Source organism: Humibacillus xanthopallidus (assembly GCF_006717145.1).
GTDB classification, from domain to species: Bacteria; Actinomycetota; Actinomycetes; order Actinomycetales; family Dermatophilaceae; genus Humibacillus; species Humibacillus xanthopallidus.
The window spans coordinates 1,041,617-1,057,107 of record NZ_VFQF01000002.1; the positions used below are offsets into that span (position 1 = coordinate 1,041,617).

At 70.5% G+C, this 15,491-nt stretch carries 14 protein-coding genes; 7 read left to right on the forward strand and 7 right to left on the reverse strand.

Annotation, left to right across the window (positions count from 1 at the left end; genetic code table 11):
* Positions 1–258: 258 nt before the first annotated feature.
* A complete protein-coding gene (locus tag FHX52_RS15540) occupies positions 259–3,399 on the forward strand; it encodes a glycosyl hydrolase (RefSeq protein ID WP_185747313.1) in 3,141 nt (1,046 codons plus the stop codon).
* A gap of 153 nt (positions 3,400–3,552) precedes the next feature.
* On the opposite strand, the gene FHX52_RS15545 is transcribed toward FHX52_RS15540, so the two are convergent.
* Both FHX52_RS15545 and FHX52_RS15550 read right to left on the reverse strand, forming a co-directional pair.
* Positions 3,553–4,344, reverse strand: coding sequence for an SRPBCC family protein (locus FHX52_RS15545; RefSeq protein ID WP_141823226.1), 792 nt, complete (start codon positions 4,342–4,344; stop codon positions 3,553–3,555).
* Positions 4,341–4,919 (reverse strand): ArsR/SmtB family transcription factor, encoded by a 579-nt coding sequence (locus FHX52_RS15550; RefSeq protein ID WP_141823227.1) that lies wholly within the window; start codon positions 4,917–4,919, stop codon positions 4,341–4,343. Before FHX52_RS15550 ends, FHX52_RS15545 begins: the two co-directional genes overlap by 4 nt.
* 135 nt (positions 4,920–5,054) lie before the next feature.
* Here FHX52_RS15550 and ppk2 point away from each other — a divergent pair, with 135 nt between their 5' ends.
* Together ppk2 and FHX52_RS15560 are read left to right on the forward strand one after the other, a co-directional pair.
* Positions 5,055–5,951: a polyphosphate kinase 2 gene (ppk2, locus tag FHX52_RS15555; RefSeq protein WP_141823228.1), complete on the forward strand. Its 897-nt coding sequence runs from the start codon at positions 5,055–5,057 to the stop codon at positions 5,949–5,951.
* 89 nt (positions 5,952–6,040) lie between these two features.
* Positions 6,041–6,304 (forward strand): DUF1905 domain-containing protein, encoded by a 264-nt coding sequence (locus tag FHX52_RS15560; protein WP_141823229.1) that lies wholly within the window; start codon positions 6,041–6,043, stop codon positions 6,302–6,304.
* 81 nt (positions 6,305–6,385) lie between these two features.
* On the opposite strand, the gene FHX52_RS15565 is transcribed toward FHX52_RS15560, so the two are convergent.
* From FHX52_RS15565 to FHX52_RS15580, 4 genes are all read right to left on the reverse strand, one after another.
* Positions 6,386–7,087 carry an alpha/beta fold hydrolase gene (locus FHX52_RS15565; RefSeq protein ID WP_141823230.1) on the reverse strand — a complete coding sequence of 234 codons (702 nt, stop codon included), beginning with the start codon at positions 7,085–7,087 and terminating at the stop codon, positions 6,386–6,388.
* A 105-nt stretch (positions 7,088–7,192) separates the two neighbouring features.
* Complete coding sequence (locus FHX52_RS15570) at positions 7,193–8,167, reverse strand: glycoside hydrolase family protein (RefSeq protein WP_141823231.1); 975 nt, start codon at positions 8,165–8,167, stop codon at positions 7,193–7,195.
* Positions 8,168–8,210: 43 nt separating this feature from the next.
* Positions 8,211–9,773 carry an acyl-CoA synthetase gene (locus FHX52_RS15575; protein ID WP_141823232.1) on the reverse strand — a complete coding sequence of 521 codons (1,563 nt, stop codon included), beginning with the start codon at positions 9,771–9,773 and terminating at the stop codon, positions 8,211–8,213.
* Between the two features lie 63 nt (positions 9,774–9,836).
* On the reverse strand, positions 9,837–10,628 hold the full coding sequence (locus FHX52_RS15580; protein WP_141823233.1) for an SDR family NAD(P)-dependent oxidoreductase: 792 nt from the start codon (positions 10,626–10,628) through the stop codon (positions 9,837–9,839).
* 182 nt (positions 10,629–10,810) lie between these two features.
* Here FHX52_RS15580 and FHX52_RS15585 point away from each other — a divergent pair, with 182 nt between their 5' ends.
* Positions 10,811–11,461 (forward strand): TetR/AcrR family transcriptional regulator, encoded by a 651-nt coding sequence (locus FHX52_RS15585; RefSeq protein ID WP_221630617.1) that lies wholly within the window; start codon positions 10,811–10,813, stop codon positions 11,459–11,461.
* Between the two features lie 12 nt (positions 11,462–11,473).
* Here the strand turns inward: FHX52_RS15585 and FHX52_RS15590 are convergent, their stop codons facing one another.
* Positions 11,474–12,214 carry a FadR/GntR family transcriptional regulator gene (locus tag FHX52_RS15590; protein WP_141823234.1) on the reverse strand — a complete coding sequence of 247 codons (741 nt, stop codon included), beginning with the start codon at positions 12,212–12,214 and terminating at the stop codon, positions 11,474–11,476.
* 191 nt (positions 12,215–12,405) lie between these two features.
* On the opposite strand from FHX52_RS15590, the gene FHX52_RS15595 reads away from it, so the two are divergent.
* The 3 genes from FHX52_RS15595 (at position 12,406) to FHX52_RS15605 (ending at position 15,490) form a co-directional block, all read left to right on the forward strand.
* A complete protein-coding gene (locus FHX52_RS15595; protein WP_281288014.1) occupies positions 12,406–13,170 on the forward strand; it encodes a (Fe-S)-binding protein in 765 nt (254 codons plus the stop codon).
* Positions 13,171–13,262: 92 nt separating this feature from the next.
* Complete coding sequence (locus FHX52_RS15600; protein WP_246070162.1) at positions 13,263–14,678, forward strand: LutB/LldF family L-lactate oxidation iron-sulfur protein; 1,416 nt, start codon at positions 13,263–13,265, stop codon at positions 14,676–14,678.
* Entirely contained in the window at positions 14,678–15,490 is an 813-nt protein-coding gene (locus FHX52_RS15605; RefSeq protein ID WP_141823236.1) for a LutC/YkgG family protein, read from the forward strand. Before FHX52_RS15600 ends, FHX52_RS15605 begins: the two co-directional genes overlap by 1 nt.
* Position 15,491 lies beyond the last annotated feature (1 nt).

Sequence of the window (15,491 nt, forward strand, 5' to 3'; positions counted from 1 at the left end):
CATCACCTCGCTTATGTGGGCCTATACAGAGATGCGATCAGGAAGGTCCCCGCGCCTGTTGCACCCGTCACGCGGTGCTCTCCAAGATTGGTAGCACGGTCAGTGAAACGATTCAAGCAGCGAGATGGAGCAGTCTCGCGCGTCGGACGTCTCACCGCATGGCCGCCCCCGCAGGTCCAACGACGGACCTGCCTGAGAACGGAGACCACCATGCACAGTGCTGTGCCCCGTCCACCTGTGGCAACCCGCCCACGACGCATGAGTCGTGCCCGACCTGTCGCACTGGGGGTCGTCACCTTCGCGACCGCCGCGGCGCTGCTCGCGACCTCGGCCGGCGGTGGCGCGGCTGCGGGCGGCGCCGCCTCGACGCAACCGCCACTCACCGCGGCATACGCTGCGATCAACCCGGTGACGCCGCTGACTGCGGCCACGTTCGCCGACCCGCCCCAGAACGACATGCCGTGGGTCCGCTGGAACTGGGCGCCGGCGACGACCTCGATCGCGGAGCTGCAGGCCGAGCTGCGCGACATGCACGACAACAACATCGCGGGCGTCGAGATCGGCCAGGGCGGCGCGCCGACCAAGGAGCAGCTCACCGCGATCTTCACCCTCGCCAACCAGCTCGGCATCACCGTGAGCCTCAAGGCGGCGAACGGGCTTGCCGGAACGACCTACTCGGCCTCGGACGACCACGCCAGGCGCACCCTGAGCACCTTCCGGCAGACGGTCGGTGCCGGCGGCTCCGTCTCTGGGCCGGTGCCAGGTCCGACGAGCGGGAACCCCGGCACGATCGTGGCCGTGCTCGCGTACCGGTGCACCTCGGCGCCCTGTGCCACGGCGGGCACCGTGGGCCTCGACCGGTCGTCCGTCGTGGACCTCACCGGTCGGCTCACCGGCACGAACACCGCGGGCTACAACGGCGGCACCCAGACCGGCGACCTCAGCTGGACGGCTCCGGCTGAGCCAGCAGGGTCGCAGTGGGTGGTGCTCACCTTCCGCGCGGTGCCCTTCGGAGCCCAGCCCGAGACCCTCAGCCTGGCCGGCACCAAGCAGGTCACGGACGCCTACGACGCCTACTTCGCCGACGGCCTCGGGGACCTCATGAAGGCGAACAAGGGCGACTTCTTCGTCGACTCGCACGCGAGCGACCCGTGGGGCGCTCCCGAGGAGCTCTGGGCCAGCGACATGCGAAGCGAGTTCCAGGCCCGCGCGGGCTACGACATCGTGCCCAACCTTGCCGCGCTCGTCGACCCGACCATGGCCGGCGCCGGGCTCGGCGGCCCGCCGTCGCCCACGGCGGTCTTCTACTCCTTCAGCGACGGCAGTGGCGCTCGGGTGCGGTCGGACTTCAACCGCGTGCGCAGCACCCTCTACACCCAGAACCGGCTCGTCCCCTTCCAGAGCTGGTCTCGGAAATACGACGCGACCCTGCGGCTGCAGCAGGAGGACGGTCCGATCACCTCGATCGGCGACCAGCTCGAGACGTCTGCCGTGCTGGACCGGTCGGAGTACGAGTCACTCACCGGTAGCGACCAGGCAGACATCTACCGCCCGATGGCCTCGGCGAACCACATGACCGGCAACACGTGGTACTCGACCGAGTGCTGCGCCGTTCTCAACGAGAGCTACGTCGCGACCTTCCAGGACGCCATCATCCGCATGAACCACGAGTTCGCAGGCGGCGTGAACCGCATCGTCTACCACGTCCGCCCGCAGCGCTACACGCCGACGACGACGTGGCCCGGTATGGGGTTCAACGCCAACAAGGTGAGCTTCTCCAACGCGTGGAACGCGAACACCCCCTACTACGGCGACTCGCCGGCGATGAACGACTACTTCGCCCGCAACCACCTGGTCCTGACCCAGGGCATCGCCAAGACCGACGTCGCCGTCTACCTGCGCAACTACTCGTCGCCGTCCGCCTTCTCGACGACCGACGCGAACAACCGGCACTGGCAGGATCTCGGGCTCCAACGCTCCGGCTACACGTGGGACTACCTCGACGAGCACCTGCTCGACCTGCCCAACGCTGTCGTGACGAACAAGCGGCTCGCGGAGGCCGGGCCGGCCTACAAGGCCTTCGTCTTCGACCAGTTCCTCTTCCCGACGAGCAACACGGCGCGCGGCAGCCTGTCGCTCGAGGCCGCCCAGAAGATCCTCGGCTATGCGAAGTCGGGCCTGCCCGTCATCTTCGTCGGGCAGCCCAACGGCACGGGCAGCGAGGCGCAGAGCGACGCCACCCTCGCGGGAGTGATGGCGCAGATCCTTGCGCAGAAGAGTGTCTCCCGGGTCGCGAGTGAGGCCGATGTCCCGGCCAAGCTCGCTGACCTGGGGATCACGCCACAGGCGCAGCCGGAGGCTCCGACGTCTCTGCTCAGCGTGCGACGGTCGGACTCGAGAACGAGCACCGACTACTACTGGCTCTACAACCAGGGCGTCGAGAGCTGGCAGGGTGGCAACGGCACCTTCGGGCTCAACCCGAGCAACCTCTACGAGGAGCCGTCGGCATGCCGCCGCACCGTTGCGGGGCTCAACCCCTGCATGGCCACCGGCGCCTCCGTCGACACCGCCGTGACCCTCGAGGGCAAGGGTGCGCCGTACGCGCTCGACCTCTTCAGCGGCAAGGTGACCCCCATCGCTCAGTACACCCGGAAGGGTCAGACCGTCACGGTGCGCGTGAAGCTTGCCCGGGACGAGTCGACCGTCATCGCGCTGAGCAACGACCCGAACCGGTTCGGCGTCACCCGGCCCGACACCAACGTGACAGCCACCACGGCCGACTCGGTCGCCCAGGTCGGAGCATCGATCGTCGCTCGAGCGGCCCTGCCCGGCACGTATGTGACGACGCTGGAGTCGGGCGCCAAGGTCACCTCGACCATCGGTGCCGCACCGGCTCCCGTCGACCTCACGTCACGCCCGTGGCACCTCGACGCAGAGGACTGGCAGCCGACGAATCCGTATGGCACGCAAGGTGCGGCGGGGTCCGAGACCACGAAGGTCCCCGTGTCGGTCGATCTCTCGTCGCTCCAGGCGTGGCCCGACATCCCAGCCCTCAAGGACGCGTCCGGCGTCGGGAGCTACCGCACGACGTTCGCTCTGCCCGCCGGCTGGGACGGCAGCTACGGAGCGACGCTGAACCTCGGGCAGGTGACCGACACCTTCCGGGTGACGGTCAACGGCCAGGCGCTCGCGGTCGACCAGGTCACCGGCAGCATCGACGTCGGGCCCTACCTCAAGGCGGGCGAGAACACGCTGGAGGTCCGGGTCGCGACCAGCCTCAACAACCGGCTCTTCGCGCTGGATCCGACCGTGCGCAACCGCGGGGTCATCCAGGCCTACGGCCTCGTCGGTCCCGTGGTCGTCACCCCCTACCGCCAGGCGGTGGTGTGGAGCAGGTGACCGCGCTGCGTTCGTGACTGTCGCCTGACGTGGCGGCCGGCTCTCAGCCGGCCGCCACGTTTCTCTCGCATCGGCGATCAGTGGGCGGTGGCGGCCTCCCGGGGCTTGGTGCCGTCCGTGCGTGAACCCGGCGCGGCATTGGGTCACGCCGGGTCACGCCCGGACCGCGAGCTCCTGCAGCCAGGCTTGCCAGGCCGGCTTCTCGCGCTGCACATAGTCCGCCGCGTCGGGGGAGAAGAGGTAGGCCCGGACGCCCGCCGTCGCGCTGCCGTTGCCCTCGTCCCAGACATAGACGCTGAGCATTCCGGGCACGGGCGCGGTGAGCCGGACCAGCGTCTGTCGCTCACCGACGCGCTCGACCGTGCCGGTGGCGCCGCGCGCCTCGACCTCCGTTCCCTCGTCGCCCAGCCCGAGCGCTGTGCGCAGGCTCGACCAGAGCGCGTCGGCGTCGCCGGGGTGGGAGGCGGAGGCCTCGAGGTGAGTGGCCTCCTGCCCGGGGAAGTGCGAAAGGTAGAGGCGCAGGTTGTCGAAGAACGGCATCCAGCCGGGGGCCATGGTGTCCCAGAACTCCGACTCCCAGGCGGCGCCGGTGCCGAAGCCGCTGCTCGTGACGCGGACGACGCAGGTGCCGCCTGACTGCGCCTCGACGAGGAACTCCGAGGTCAGGGGGCTGAGCGCATCTGGGTCCTTGCCCATGAGGGCGGCCCAGTCCTCCTCGTAGACGATGCGACGCGGCGGCTCCCAGGCAGTGACCTGGCCGTCCGAGCCCATCTCGGGGCCCATGGTGAAGTGCAGGGAGCCGCCTTCGCGCTCCTCCATCTCGGTCGGCGTGAACCAGGCGCTCATGCCCTTGGCGGTCGCGATGGCCTGCCAGACCTGCTCCGGTGTGCCGGGGACCTCGACGCTGAACTCGAGCCGGTAGGGGACGTTCGGGGTGGTGCTCATGGTTGCTCCTCGGGAAGGGGGTGGGCGGCGACGAGGAGCCGGTGTGGGCGCCCGTCGTCGTGGTGGTAGCGCGCGGCCAGGTCGATCACCGCTGCGGTCAGCTCGTCCGCGAAGGCGGCCCGGTCGGCGGCCGACCGGAAGCCGATCTGCGTGTCGATGGTCAGCGTCGGCAGGCGCGTGCCCGAGGCGCCGGCCCGGCGCACCAGAACGCCGACCTCGCGCACCAGCCGGCCTGCCAGCGCGACCAGGTAGGCCGCCGAGAGGTGGTCGTCGTTGGCGCCGGGGTCGGCCCCGGACGCGCTGACGGCCGCCGGCGAGACGACGTATGCCGCCGCCGACGCCCGCAGCAGCCGCTCGGTGATGCCGCCGTGCCGACGCTCCTCGAAGAGCTCGACGAGGCCGTGCGACTCGAGCGCCTTGAGGTGGTAGTTGACCCTCTGGCGCGCAATCCCGACCCGCGCGGCCAGTCCGGCGGCGGAGGCCGGGACGGCCAGTTCGGCGAGCAGCCGTGCCCGGACCGGGTCCAGGGCAGTCGTGGCCGCTTCGGCGCTCTCGATGACCTCGATGTCCCGCATGACCCCAAGGTGGCATTGACAATAAATGTTGTCAATGGGTCCTGGCGAGAGACAGTTCCTGTTGGCCGGCATGGCGACGGGCCCGATACCCCTCAGGGGCTGTGCCGAGAAGCGTCCTCACGCTGGAATGGGGTCATGACCCAGAAGATGGCGCTGCGCGCCTACATCGACCAGCTCCGCACGGAGGGTTACACCGTGCGCGACGACCATGGGGACGACCCGATCCTCATCGCGCCGGACGGCAGCGCGGTGGAGACGTGGCGGGAGGGCTACCCGTACGACGACCTCATGTCGCGCAACAGCTACGAGGTGGAGAAGTACCTGCTGCAGATCGAGCTGCTGAAGTTCCAGTACTGGACGATGGACTCCGGCGCCAAGCACATCATCGTGTTCGAAGGCCGCGATGCGGCGGGCAAGGGCGGGGCGATCAAGCGCTTCACGGAGCACCTCAACCCTCGGGCGGCGCGAGTCGTGGCCCTCACCAAGCCGACCTCGACCGAGAGCGGCCAGTGGTACTTCCAGCGCTACGTGGGCCATCTCCCCACGTCGGGGGAGATCGTCATGTTCGACCGCTCCTGGTACAACCGGGCCGGCGTGGAGCGGGTCATGGGCTTCTGCACCGACGAGGAGTACGAGGTCTTCATGGCACAGGCGCCCGCCTTCGAGCGGATGCTCGTCGACTCGGGGACGACGGTCACCAAGCTGTGGTTCTCCGTGACCCAGGACGAGCAGCGCACCCGGTTCGCGATCCGTCAGATCGATCCTGTCAGGCGGTGGAAGCTCTCTCCGATGGACCTTGAGAGCCTCGACCGCTGGGAGGCGTACACCGCAGCCAAGGAGGCGATGTTCGAGCACACGGACAAGAGGCACGCGCCCTGGCTGACCGTGAAGAGCAACGACAAGAAGCGGGCGCGCGTGAACGCCCTGCGCGCCTTCCTCAACCAGTTCGACTACGCGGACAAGGACCCCGACGTGGTGTTCGCACCAGACGCGAAGGTCGTCAGCCGCGCAAAGGACACCGCGGGTGACTAGCGCGAGCGCCCACTGACAGAGCCCGTCCCGTGGCTCGCCCCTGACGCGGGAGCACCCGGCCGCGAGCTCTGGCCGACTACTCTCGTCGCATGACGAGCTTTCGCACCGTGCTCGAGGCGACTGGCGGCAACAACGTCGGCATCGTCGTGCCCGAGTCCGTGGTGCTCGCCTTCGACCGCGGCAAACGCGTGCCCGTCATCGTCACGATCGACGGCGGCTACACGTACCGGACGACCATCGGGGTGATGGGCGGCCGCTACCTCGTCTCCTTCAACGCCGAGACCCGGAAGCAGACGGGCCGCGCCGCCGGCGACACGGTCGAGGTGGAGCTGACCGCGGACCCCGAGCGCTGAGGATCGCCCCACCGGCGCACGTATGCGCATGGGCGGGTGCGGGGACGAGTGACCCGAGGCGCCCCGCCCGCCTACGACCGCCTACGACCGCTTGGTGCGGCCCGGTTGGGTGGCCTCGGTCGACTGAAGCAGGTAGTCGGCCACCATCCGCGGCTGCGCGAGGGGCAGCAGGTGACCACCCGGAAGCACATCGGCCTCGACCCCGAGCCGGTCGCGAGCGACGCGACGTTGCAGACCGACAGGGAAGAACCGGTCGTCGGCACCGGCGAGGACACGGATCCTGGCCGTCGGCCACGCGGTGAAGTCGCACACCGACTCGAAGACGATGTCGGCCTCGGTGCGCTGATACGGCTCGCCCTCCGCCGCGACCTCTGCGTCGACATCGTGCAGGAAGTAGGTGGACACGTCGAAGGGCCCGTAGCCTCCGGCGCGGGCCGCCTCCTCCTGAGCCTCGGTGGCACCCGTGTGTGCCCACCAGTCCCGTGCGAGCTCGCCAGGGACAGGGATCATCGCGTTCACCAGCACGAGCTCGCGGATGGGCACTCGCTGGCAGACGAGGGGCGCGGTGAAGCCGCCGAGGGACCCTGCGGCGAGCACCACGCCCGAGCGAGGACCGATCGCGTCCACCACGAGGTCGGTGTAGCGGGCCAGGCCTGCGCTGTCGTCGTCTCCGGGCAGATCGACCGCGATGGCTTCGTGGCCGGCATCGAGCAGCAGCGGGACGACCCGACTCCAGACCCAGGCGGACCCGCCGGCACCCGGAATGAGAACGAACGAAGGCACACCCGAGAGTACCCAGACCGGTCTGCACCCGGAGGAACCACTCCGATCGGCTCGGATGGGGCCCAGGTCAGGTCCCCAGGTCAGTCCTCGGGCCAGCGCCTCGGGTCAGGTATCGGAGGGCACGAGGTAGCCCTCGGCGTCGAGCGTCACGGGGATCGGGTCGCCGATCCACAGCGAGCCGTCGGCTCCGTCGTGGTGGAAGCCGAAGATGACCGTGCTGCCGTCAGCACGGGTCACGACGGGCGCAGCGAAGAGGGTCGGATCGGCCCGGAACGGCCGGGCGAGGCTCAGGTCCCACGGCCCGAGCAGTCCGGGCGAGGGAACCGACCAGGTGCAGCACCCGTTCGCGTCCGCCTGCCGCTCCGGCGTCATCTCGTCGGGATGGCAGGTGAAGACGAGCACCGGACGGCCGTCGACGACCTGGCTACGCAGCACCTCCAGCTGCCCGAACCCGGCACCGGGGGAGCAGAGCGGCTCGCGCACCTCCCACGTCTCGAGCTCGGCACTCCACGCGTGCGCGATGACGCCGTCGTCGTTGCGGGCCGCCTCACGTGCCCGCGCGGTGACGAGCAGGTGCCACCCGTCGCCGTCGGGGTCGCGCAGCACGAGCGGGTCACGCCACGTCTCGCTGCTGCCCTCGAGATCTGGCCCCTCGGTCGGGCCGGGGTGAGAGGAGAGGGTCTTGTAGTGCGCCGGGTCGACGCGCAGGGCCGGCTCCGACGACACCCGGGTCCAGTGGTGCAGGTCGTCGGAGACGGCCGAGCCGATGCGCTGGTCGTAGATGTGGTGCCCGGCCGTGGAGATCGCCGTGTAGAACATCCGCCAGCGCTTGCCGTCCCAGACGGTCGAGCCGGTCCAGACCGCGAGGTCGTCGAACCCTGACTCCGCTGGGCGGAAGGTCTCGCCGAGGACCTGCCAGTCGACGCAGTCGGTCGACACCGCGTGCCCGATCGTGGCGTTGACGTGGCGCAGGCCGGCGTCACTGAGCGACATCGGCGCCTGGAGGTAGAAGAGGTGGACGCGGTCGCCGTCCCTGACGGTCCAGGCGTCCCAGATCCAGCGGTCCTCGAGGCGCAGCATGGGCAGAGTCTGGCACCACGGGGCCGGACTCTGCAGCCCGATGTCAGGAGTGCGACAGCGCGCTCTTGATCTCCACCTTGAGCACCTTGCCGACCTTGGACCGGGGGAGGTCGGACCAGACGTGAACGGCCTTGGGCGCCTTGACAGAGCCGATGCGTGCCTTGACGAAGGCGATGAGCTCCTCGGCGTCGACAGCCTTGCCCGGGAGCACCTGCACGACGGCCTCGACCCGCTCACCCCACCGATCGTCTGGGAGCCCGACGACGGCGCAGTCCTGGACGTCGGGGTGCTGCATGAGGGCCTGCTCGACCTCGGTGGAGTAGACGTTGAAGCCGCCGCTGATGATCATGTCCTTGGCCCGGTCGACGATGTGCAGGAAACCCTCGTCGTCGAGGTAGCCGATGTCGCCGGTGTGGTGCCAGCCGAAGCGGGACGCCTCGGCCGTGGCCTCAGGGTTCTTGTAGTAGCCCGGCATGACGAGCGAGGACCGGACGACGATCTCGCCCCGATCTCCCTGCGGCAGCAGGCCGCCGAGCGAGTCCATGATGCCGACCGTGACGAGGGGCGAGGGCCGCCCCGCCGACGACAGCCGCTCGACCGCCACAGATCCGTCGGCCCGGAAGTGGTCCGCCGGAGGCATCATCGAGATCATCATCGGCGCCTCGGTCTGGCCGAAGATCTGCGCCATCGGTCCGATCCGCTGGAGTGCCTCCTCGAGCCGGGTCACGGACATCGGAGCAGCGCCGTACCAGAAGCACTGCAACGACGACAGGTCCGTGGAGTCGAGGGCCTCGTGGCCCAACAGCATGTAGATGAGGGTGGGCGGCAGGAACGTGTGCGTCACGTGGTGGTGCTCGACGAGATGGAGGAAGCCGCCGACGTCGGGTGCACGCATGATGACGATCTCGCCGCCGAGGCAGAGGATCGGGAAGCAGAGGACCCCCGCGGCATGGGTGAGCGGGGCCAGCGCGAGATAGACCGGACGCCCCTCGAAGGGGTAGCCCATGAGGGTCAGGGCGGTCATCGTCTCGAGGTTCGTGCCCGTGAGCATGACGCCCTTGGGCCGGCCGGTGGTCCCTCCGGTGCCGACGATCATCGCGAGGTCGTCGACGGCATCGAGGTCGGGCTCCTCCGAGGCGTCGGGCGCCCCCTCCGACAGGAACGCCTCCCAGGTGATCGCCCCGGAGACGCCCTCACTGACGTCCTCACCGGCGTCGGCGTCGAGGCACACCCACGTGTGCACCCGGGGGAGCTCGTGGCGGATGCGTGCGACGAGCCCGCTGAAGGCGCGCTGGAAGATGAGGACCGAGCAGTCCGACAGCTCGAGGAGCTCGCGGTTCTCCGCGGCCTCGTTGCGCGGGTTGATCGGGCACCAGACGGCTCCCGCGCGGCTGATCCCGAAGACGCACGAGAAGGCGACGGGGTCGTTGGCGGAGAGAACGGCGACCTTTTCGCCCGGCCGGACCCCGCGGCCCGCCAGCGCCGTGGCCACGCGGAACGACATGGCCCGCACGGCGGCATACGTCATCGACTGCCCGTCTGTGGTGAGGCAGGGGGCCTCGGGGCCGAGCGACGCGCCCTTGTCGAGGTAGTCGACGATCCGCACGACTCGGCGCTCAGCGCTCGCGCGTGGCCGCGCCCGGAGCGCGGGAACCGCCCGTCACGGCGCTCACATCCCCATGCCGCCGTCGACGGGCAGGCCCACCCCGGTGATGAACTTCGCGGCGTCGGAGGCGAGGAAGACGACGGCGTCGGCCATGTCGTCGACCTGGCCGAGCCGGCCCGCGGGGGTGAGGCCGACGACGGCCTCGACGGCCGCCTCGGGGGAGGGGAAGAGGCCGAGCTCCGCGACGTCGTTGGCGAGCCCGGCACCCATAGCGGTCGGCACGAGGCCGGGGTAGATGCAGTTCACCCGCACGCCGTAGCCGAGCTTGCCGGACTCCATCGCGGCAACGCGCGTGAGGCGGTCGACGGCCGACTTCGTCGCGGAGTAGACGGCGATGCCGGGGAAGGCGATCGTCGCCGCCACCGACGCGACGTTGACGATGCTGCCACCCCTGCCGGCCGCGCCGCCGGGGCGCATGGCCCGCAGGCCGTGCTTGATCCCGAGGGTCGTGCCGAGGATGTTGACCTCGAGCATGCGCCGGATGTCGGCGGGGTCGACCTCGCTGATGAGGCTCGTGACCTCGATGCCTGCGTTGTTGACGAGGATGTCGAGGCCGCCGAGGCGCTCGACCGTCTCGGTGACGGCATTGACCCAGGAGTCCTCGTCGGTCACGTCATGCCGCACGAAGCCGTGCCCGTCACCGAGGGCGCTCGCGGTCTGCGCGCCGGACTCCTGCACGTCGGCGACCATGACGCGCGCACCTGCCGCAGCGAGTGCCGCAGCCATGCCCTCTCCGAGCCCCTGCGCCGCTCCGGTGACGAGGGCGATGCGCCCGGTGAGGTCGATGGACGTCATGGCGGCTCCTTTGCCGGCGGGTCACGGTGCGTCGGCACCGGTGTGGGAGCACAGTGCTGCAGGATCTTGACAGTTGTCAAGGGATTCCTTGACAGTTGTCAAGATCGGCAGTCGGGGTGGGCGTCGCGTGCCCCGGCGCAGCGGGAGACGCCCGCACGACGACGGAGGACGGTGAGTCAGGCGTGAGCCACGCGACCCAGGAGATCGCCCCGGCGGGGGGCCGCTTCGAGCGGGCCGGCATCGACAAGTTCGAGGCGCGCCGGGCCGAGCTGGCCGATGCGACGCTCGCCACGCTCGGTGAGCTGGGCCTCGCCCGCACGAGCCTGCGTGAGATCGCCCAGAAGACCGACTTCTCCCACGGCGTCCTGCACTACTACTTCCGCGACAAGGTCGAGCTCATCACCTTCGGCGTGCGTCGCTACAAGGAGCACTGCGTCACCCGCTACGACGCGATCGTCGCCGAATCCCCTGACGCCGCAACGCTTTCTGGGCGTTTTGCCCATGCGCTCGTCGCCACGCTCCTCGACGACACGGCGATGCACCGCCTCTGGTACGACCTGCGCACGCAGGCGATGTTCGACGACGCACTGCTGCCCACCGTCGTCGATCTCGACCGCCAGCTCGAGGAGATGGTCTGGCGCGTCGTCTCGCGGCACGCCGAGCTCGCCGACACCCGCGTCGCGCTCTCGCGGGCAGGGGCGTATGCCGTGTTCGACGGTCTCTTCGAAGGCGCCCTCCAGCGCCACCTCGCGGGTGACACCACCGCGACGGGCCGCCTCCGCGACGATGCCGTCGTCCTGCTCACCCGGCTCATGGTGGCGCCGACCTCGTGACGAGGCGCCGCCTCAGGAGGGGGCTCCGACGCCGAGCGTCTGCCACGCCCGTCGGATGTGGTCCTCGACGAGGCGTGCGGCGTCGTCGGCCTGCCCGTCGGTGATGGCCGCATAGATCGCCTCGTGGTCGTGTCGCAGCTCGTCGATGACGTGCTCCCACCCGTCGATGCGGCGGAAGCGGTCGAGGATCGGCAGTCGCATGGACTCGCGCATCGCGGCGGTGAGGTCGGCCGCCAGGAGGTTGCCGGCCGACGCGGCGATGGCCACGTGGAACGCCGTGTCGGCGTCGTTGAACTCCTCGCGCTCGATCCCCGGCTGGGCCATGTGGTCGAGCAGCTGCCGCATACCGTCGACGTCGTCGTCCGAGGCGTGCCGCGAGGCCAGCCGAGCGCTCAGGCGCTCCAGGCTGATGCGCACCTCGACGACATCGGGCAGCGGGAAGTTCGCGAGGGCCACGTGCAGGCGCAGGAGCCGGGTCAGGGCGTGCGCCGGCACGGCGGTCACTGTCGTGCCGGCCGCTGCTCCGGCGCCCACCGCCGACCGGACGACGCCCTGCGCCTGGAACGTTCGCACCGCCTCGCGCACGGCCGCCCGGCTGACCCCGAGGGTCTTTGCGAGCTCGCGCTCGGGCGGCAGGTGGTCGCCGACGCGCAGCTCGCCGCTGAGGATGCGGTCGTCGACCCACCGCAGGACGCGCTCGAACGCCTGCCCTCCGGCCTCGCCCGGTCTGACGACGGTCTGGTCCTTGGTCACAGGGGGAGCATGACATCTCGGAACTCCGTCTGTCGCAAAATGGTCAGACCACTTGACGTGCTCGGGGGGCGGTCGTAGCGTAGCGAGACGCTTAGTGGTCAGACCACTAGATCGAGCCCGATGACGTGCGACCGGAGGAACCCCGTGACCGTCCACCCGATGCCGGCGACCCACACCGCCCGGATGCTGCTGTGAGCCCGGCCGCGCGCAGGGGGGACGGCCCCCGCGTCGCCCTCTTCGCGACGTGCTTCAACGACACGATGTGGCCGGGCACGCCCAAGGCGACCGTCCGGCTGCTCGAGCGCCTCGGGTGCCGCGTCGAGTTCCCCCTCCAGCAGACCTGCTGCGGGCAGATGCTCACCAATACGGGGTATGCCGCCGAGGCCGTCCCGCTCGTGCGCCGCTTCGTCGACGTGTTCGGGGACTACGACCACGTCGTGGCGCCCTCGGGCTCGTGCGTCGGCTCCGTCCGCGAGCAGCACCCGATGATCGCCAAGGACGACGCCGCCCTGAGCAGCCGGGTCGCCGAGGTCGCTCCGAGGGTTCTCGAGCTCTCGGAGTTCCTCGTCGACGTGCTCGGGGTCACCGACGTCGGCGCCTACTTCCCGCACCGCGTGACGTATCACCCGACGTGCCACTCGCTGAGGATGATCCGCGTCGCCGACCGACCGCTCCAGCTGTTGCGGGCGGTCCGTGGCATCGACCTCGTCGAGCTGGCCGGCGCCGAGGAGTGCTGCGGCTTCGGCGGCACCTTCGCGGTCAAGAACGCCGACGTCTCCATCGCCATGGGCTCCGACAAGGCCCGCAACGTCCTCGACACCGGCGCAGAGGTGCTTGTCGCAGGCGACAACTCCTGTCTCGCCCACATCGGCGGGGTCCTCGGCCGGCAACGCTCCGGGGTGCGCACCCTGCACCTCGCCGAGATCCTCGCCTCGACCGAGGAGCACCCGGCATGAGCCCCGACCCCGCCCACGACCGGGCCGTCGACGGGGGAGCCGGCCACGCGGCATACCCCCCGGTGCAGGTGACGTCACCGACCTTCGTCGGGATGCCGAAGTTCCCCAAGGCCGCGCGGGCCGAGCTGGCCAACGCCCAACAGCGCCGCAACCTGCGCCACGCGACCCACACGATCCGTGACAAGCGGGCGCACGTCGTCGCCGAGGTCGACGACTGGGAAGCCTTGCGCGTCAAGGGAGCCGACGCCAAGGACGAGGCGCTGACCCACCTGGCCGACTACCTCGAGCGCCTCGAGGAGAGCCTCACCGCCAACGGGGCCGTCGTCCACTGGGCGCGCGACGCGGCCGAGGCGAACCGGATCGTCGTCGACATCGTGCGGGCCAAGGAGGTCGACGAGGTCGTCAAGGTCAAGTCGATGGTCACGCAGGAGATCGAGCTCAACGAGGCGCTGGAGGCCGCGGGCGTCAGCGCCTGGGAGACCGACCTCGCCGAGCTCATCGTGCAGCTCGGTCACGACCGGCCGAGCCACATCCTCGTGCCGGCAATCCACCGCAACCGCAAGGAGATTCGCGATATCTTCGTGCGCGAGATGGGTGCGGTCGGGCGGCCGGCCCCGGAGGACCTCACGGACGACCCGGCGCGCCTCGCGGAGGCGGCGCGCCTGCACCTGCGCGAGAAGTTCATGCGGGCCAAGGTCGGCATCTCCGGCGCCAACTTCGCCGTCGCCGACACCGGAACGCTCGTCGTCGTCGAGTCCGAGGGCAACGGCCGGATGTGCCTGACCCTGCCCGAGACCCTCATCTCGGTCGTCGGCATCGAGAAGGTCCTGCCGACGTGGGACGACCTCTCGGCGATGCTCCAGCTGCTGCCGCGGTCGAGCACCGGTGAGCGGATGAACCCCTACACGACGATGTGGACCGGCGTGCACGAGGGCGACGGACCGCAGGAGGTGCACGTCGTCCTCCTCGATAACGGGCGAAGCCACGTGCTCGCCGATCGCGTTGGGCGACAAGCGCTTCGGTGCATCCGGTGCTCGGCGTGCCTCAACGTGTGCCCGGTCTACGAGCGCACCGGTGGGCACGCCTACGGGTCGGTCTACCCCGGGCCCATCGGCGCGGTCCTCAACCCGCAGCTGCGCGGCACCGCGTCCGACATCGACCGCTCCCTGCCCTATGCCTCGAGCCTCTGCGGCGCCTGCTTCGACGCCTGCCCCGTGCGGATCAACATCCCCGAGCTGCTCGTCGAGCTGCGCGGGAAGGTCGTCGAGGAGTCCGGCCCGACCGCTGAGTCGGCGGCCATGAAGGCCGCGGCCTGGGTGCTGTCCGACCCCCGCCGACTGGCCACTGCGCAGAAGGCGGCGACGATCGCCGGACGCCTCACCGGTGGCCGCACCATCCGCTCGGTCCCGGGTCTCGGCGCCTGGACGAACGCCCGTGACCTGCCGAGCCCTCCGACAGAGACCTTCCGACAGTGGTGGGTCCGCGAGCACGGGAACGAGGACGCCTGATGTCGGCCCGAGACGAGATCCTGTCGCGGGTCCGCGACGCCGTCGCAGACGTGACGACGCCCCCGCGCGCCAGCACCGGCACGACGTCCACGGAGGGCGCGCCCGGCTCGGCCGGCTCGGCCAGCGCGGCCGGCTCGGCCAGCTCGGCCAGCTCGGCCGGCTCGGCCGGCTCGGGCGATGGGGCCGGCTCGGGCGATGGGGCCGCCCGGGGGGAGGGGTCGGCGCGTGACGAGACCCTCGACCTGTTCGCCGAGAACGTCGCCGACTACCGGGCCACGGTCGTGCGCGCGACCGGTGAGGAGGTGCCGGGCGTCCTCGCCGATGTCCTCTCGGACCTTGGGTGCCGGTCGCTCGTCGTGCCGAGCGGCCTCGACCCGGCGTGGCTGGGCCGGCTCCCCGACATGGTCGCGACGCTCCCCGAGTCCGAAGTGACGAGCCACCGCCAGCTCGACGCCGTCGACGCCGTCGTCACGACCGCCAGCGTCGGTATCGCCGTCACGGGGACCATCGTGCTCGACCACGCTGCCGGCCAGGGCAGGCGCGAGCTCACCCTCGTGCCGGACACCCACGTGTGCGTCGTCGCCGAGCGCGACGTCGTCCACGACGTCTCGGACGCCGTGACGCGACTGCGTCCGAGCCCGGGCAGCGCCCGACCGCTGACGTGGATCAGCGGGCCCAGCGCCACGAGCGACATCGAGCTCCAGCGCGTCGAGGGCGTCCATGGGCCGCGGACCCTCGTGGTCGTCATCGTGGCCGACCCGGCGGCCGCGCAGGTTGCCGATGCGGTCGACGCCCCGGGTCGTGGACACTGAC

Coding starts and splice junctions, on each gene's coding strand:
- FHX52_RS15545 (WP_141823226.1), bottom strand. CDS start 4,344: ATGAGCACCACCCCGAACGTCCCCTACCGGCTCGAGTTCAGCGTCGAG.
- ppk2 (WP_141823228.1), top strand. CDS start 5,055: ATGACCCAGAAGATGGCGCTGCGCGCCTACATCGACCAGCTCCGCACG.
- FHX52_RS15570 (WP_141823231.1), bottom strand. CDS start 8,167: ATGCTGCGCCTCGAGGACCGCTGGATCTGGGACGCCTGGACCGTCAGG.
- FHX52_RS15600 (WP_246070162.1), top strand. CDS start 13,263: ATGCCGAAGTTCCCCAAGGCCGCGCGGGCCGAGCTGGCCAACGCCCAA.
- FHX52_RS15580 (WP_141823233.1), bottom strand. CDS start 10,628: ATGACGTCCATCGACCTCACCGGGCGCATCGCCCTCGTCACCGGAGCG.
- FHX52_RS15550 (WP_141823227.1), bottom strand. CDS start 4,919: ATGCGGGACATCGAGGTCATCGAGAGCGCCGAAGCGGCCACGACTGCC.
- FHX52_RS15605 (WP_141823236.1), top strand. CDS start 14,678: ATGTCGGCCCGAGACGAGATCCTGTCGCGGGTCCGCGACGCCGTCGCA.
- FHX52_RS15540 (WP_185747313.1), top strand. CDS start 259: ATGAGTCGTGCCCGACCTGTCGCACTGGGGGTCGTCACCTTCGCGACC.
- FHX52_RS15560 (WP_141823229.1), top strand. CDS start 6,041: ATGACGAGCTTTCGCACCGTGCTCGAGGCGACTGGCGGCAACAACGTC.